The sequence below is a fragment of the uncultured Veillonella sp. genome, assembly GCF_937981445.1.
Lineage (GTDB): Bacteria > Bacillota > Negativicutes > Veillonellales > Veillonellaceae > Veillonella_A.
In genome coordinates this window covers 1-4,505 of the sequence record NZ_CALJON010000017.1, presented here as the reverse complement: position 1 = coordinate 4,505, position 4,505 = coordinate 1, and the positions used below count along the sequence as shown (strand labels likewise).

Here is a 4,505-nt window from a genome sequence, read left to right as displayed (position 1 = left end):
ACTGAAAAGGCTGTAAGTGGCTTAATATCGCGCTGCATCAAGAAGTTCATAATATCATCGCGCGTTGAAATCGCTTCGTTCAATTTACAAGTACCACTAGTAATCAAAGTCTGCGCATTATTCAACCACACATTGGTACCATGAGAGAAACCAGAAATTCGAACGATATCGGAGAAGCATTTAGGCTTAGAATCTTCAAGCATGCGTCGAACGAATCCAGTACCACATTCTGGCACTGCTAAGGAGGCTACCTTGTCTCCCATCAACTGTTCTGGTGTGAGACCAATGGCCTTAGTGGACGAGAACAAGCTCAAGGTTTCAGGATCATCAAAAGGAATGCTTTGAATATCTACACCTGTAATATCTTCTAACATACGAATAATAGTAGGATCATCATGGCCTAATATATCAAGCTTAGTGATACGACCTTCAAAGGAGTGATAATCAAAATGTGTGGTAATGATACCACTATCCTTTTTATTCGCTGGATGCTGAACGGGCGTAAAATGATGAATATCTATATTTCGAGGACATACCATGATACCCCCTGGATGCTGCCCCGTAGTATTTTTTACTTTAGTAAACCCCTTAGCGAGCTTCATAATAAAAGACTTGCGGTATTGCATGCCATTAATTTCGGCATATTTTCGTACATACCCCATGGCCGTCTTTTCCGCAATCGTACCAATAGTACCAGCACGGAATACATTATCACGGCCAAAGAGTTCTTCCGTGTATTTATGTGCCTTCGGTTGGTAATCACCAGAGAAGTTCAAGTCAATATCCGGTACTTTATCACCATTAAAGCCCATGAAAATAGCAAATGGAATATTGTGTCCATTCGTATGCATAGGCGTGCCACATTCTGGACAGTTAGCACGTGGTAAGTCAAAACCGCCGGCATATTCGCCTTTTTCAAAGAACTGACTATGCTTACAGTTTAGACAAATATAATGTGGTGGCAATGGATTTACTTCCGTAATATCTGCCATCGTCGCTACAAAAGAAGAACCTACAGAACCACGGGACCCTACTAAATAACCATCATCAAGGGATTTTTTTACTAGCTTATGGGCAATATAATATAACACGCCATAACCATTACCAATAATACGCTCTAATTCATATTCCAAGCGCTCTTTAACAACTGGTGGCAATGGATCCCCATAAATCTCCTTCGCCTTCTTATAGCACATATCGCTCAGTGCTTCATCGGCACCATCAATTTGGGGTGAGTACGTGATTTTATCACTCGGTACAGGATATAAAGTATCAATGCTGTCATTAATCATGCGGGAGTTAGTTACAACTACTTCATAAGCCTTTTCTTCCCCTAAATACTCAAACTCTTTGAGCATTTCATCGGTTGTACGAAGATGTAAATCCGGCTGCTCCTTCGCATCTGGGAACCCTGTAGCAGTGAGCATAATTTCACGATAAATTTTATCTTCAGGATTTAAATAATGCACGTCGCAAGTAGCAACTACAGGTTTATTTAAATATTCCCCTAATTCTACAACAGTTTTATTCATTTGAATCAATGCGTCATCGTCTGGCACTAAGCCCTTCCGAATTAAGAAACGATTGTTACAAATTGGTTGAATTTCAAGATAATCATAGAAAGACGCAATGTCTAGTAAGCGTTCTTTAGAATCACCTTGTACGATAGCTTGCATTAACTCACCGGCTTCACAAGCAGAGCCTATGATTAAACCTTCACGATGTTGCTCAATCACTTCGCGCGGCAAGCGTGGGCGACGACTGAAGTAATTTAAATGAGATAAAGTGACTAATTTATATAAATTGCGAAGACCTACAATATTTTTAGCCAATAAAATAATATGGTAACGCTTAGTTGATTCTTCATTGTCAATTAAATAGGCTTCAACGCCATAAATAACCTTCACGCCTAAGTCCTTGGCTACCTTTTGTGCTTCTGGGAATGCTTGAATAACCCCATGGTCAGTAATGGCTACTGCTGGATGCCCCCAAGCTTTTACTGTTTTAAGTAAATCAGACACAGTAACAAGAGCATCTTTGTCACTCATTTTAGTGTGTAAATGAAGTTCTACACGGGAGTCTTCGCGATGCTCCTTACGCATAGTGTCCTTCTTAATGACTTTGGCACTGCGAAGTTTTAATACAAAATCGCGTTCAAATCGTTCGTCCATTTCCACATCGCCACAAACCTGTATGCATTGGACCTTTTCAATTTGTTTTACAATATCTTTGGCAGCATCAATGGAGTCTACAAATTTATTAAAACGAATGCCTTCTGTGTCATCCACAATGCTCCCTGTTACAATGGCAGAACCTGATTTTAACTCGCGAGCGACCACTTCTAAAGGCATGCCTTCAAACACTAAATTACGGCCCCCTTCAGGATGGGACGCAATAGTTACTACAGGACCAGTAATCTCAGGTCCTACTACCATGCCGGGATCAGTCACATCTTTTTTTCTACGGAAGCCTTTGCCTTTACCCTTACCACTACCTTGCCAACCAGTGCTAGGGGATGTAGAAGTTGATGGAGCTGGTACATATTCGCAGACAACCGGTGTATTGTCAGTGCTTAAATCAATTTCATCATCAGAAAATGATTTAAATTCATCAGATAAAAAGAAATCATCATAGGATTCCTTATCATCATAGAATTCCTTATCATCATAGAATATGCCATTATTAGCTTCATCAGGAGAGACACTAAGAGAATACGCTCCCTCCCTACTCTTTGTCTCTCCATAGACACCGTAGAAGTTGGCACCGTCTTCCATAGTCTGTTCTTCTTCAATAAAATCATAACTATCGAATTCATTACCTTCTGGATAGTCATCATAATCAGGCATAAGCCCTTTTTGTTTACGCAAATACTCAATCTCTTCGATGAGCTCGCCTACACCACAACCACCAGCATAGTAGTATTCTGCCATTGTATGGTCATGAATGCCTTCGTGCTCCCAAATATAGGAACACATATTAGACTCATTCAAAGGCACCGCATCAAAGGATACGTGTTTTTCCTTATACCAAGCTTCTAACTTCGCCTTTAAGGCATTAAAATTCTCAAAAGACGAATCAACTTGTTTTATCTGAATTTGTTCCTTAGTAGATTCAATTAGAACAGCGGCTTTATTCTTTTTTTTAGGTACAATATGATAACGTACGGCCATTTTTCTATTTGCTCCTACTTACTATATTTCAATAAACTAGATAAACTCTATAAACTCTATAAATTCTTATTGACTCTTGCTATTAGCACCCTCCTCATTCGCTTTGCCTTTGTCAGTTTTAGCGGCCTCTGTAGGCGGTGCATTTTTAGGTTTAATAATAACAAAATCTACTGGATCATAGGTAGAGTCAAATGTATCAGTACTTACTTGACCATTCTTATGTACAACTCGCACTTGTGTCGTCATACTAAGCCCATCATGACCTGATACTTGCACTTCTTCTTTAGTCGCATTTGGATCAATGCGTTCTTCTGTTTTATGCGGTAGCACCGTTCCTTCACTGACTGTAACAGAAGCTGATGTTGGTTCATCCTCCGCATGACCTAATATAGTAATAACTAATGTATCACCAGATGTTTGAGCCATAACATAAATTGGATGATTGTAAGGATTTTTAAATACAAAATCTAAGTATCCATACGCCACGGTAGCATCACGACCAGCTGGAATGTAGCCAACTGGCGCAAAATGAGTGGTTCGCTCTACAATCGTCATACCAGATAAAAGCGCTGTATTAAATAAAGTAGAACTTACTTGGCAAATCCCACCGCCAATACCAGGTACTAATTTACCATCCATAAAGACCGGCGCATCATCATAGCCTGCTTCAGCTGTGCGTTCCCCTACAATTTCATTAAAGGAGAACACGCCATTAGGTTTAATAATCACATTGTTAATCTTATCAGTAGCAATTTGAATATTATGAGTGCGGCTCACATCACCAGAATTAAATTGTGTTTCATAAGTGCCAAGAACGGTAGTAATACCTTCCAAATCCTTAGATACTATTTTAGGCTCGGCCGCTTCATCAATCACAAGTTCAATTTGGCTCACTGTGCCTGCATTTAATTGCTCTTGAAAATTCTTAATGGTTTGCTCTATATCAAGACGATGACCTAAGGTCTCCTTATGTAGTACAACTTGACCATTTTCTACCGTTAAATACGCATCATGCCCTTCTTTGGCAAACTCCTTGTTATATTGCTGCAAAACATTTTCAAGCATAGGAATGTTTACATCATAAATAATAGATTGTTTTACCGGATTCACCACCGCTTCCCAGCGGCTGCTCACATATGCCATGGGCGTATCCTCATAGCCATAGGCCATAATATTTTCCACAGTTTTCTGCACATTAGGTTTTACACCTAATTCATCTAAGCTGTAATAATGAACCTCACCTGCTTTATTCTTAATGGCAATCTTTTGATTTTGTTTAGCCACTTCTTCTTGGATAATCTCCGGCAATTCGTCCTTAGAGGCTTGCGAAATATT

General features: G+C 39.6%; 2 protein-coding genes. Both read right to left on the bottom strand.

Features of this window, described 5'->3' with window-relative positions:
- On the bottom strand, positions 1-3,170 hold a 3,170-nt coding region (locus Q0376_RS03855; RefSeq protein ID WP_298704278.1), incomplete at its 3' end, for a PolC-type DNA polymerase III.
- A 66-nt stretch (positions 3,171-3,236) separates the two neighbouring features.
- Positions 3,237-4,505 (bottom strand): VanW family protein (locus Q0376_RS03850; RefSeq protein WP_298704276.1); only part of this gene is annotated, 1,269 nt, incomplete at its 5' end.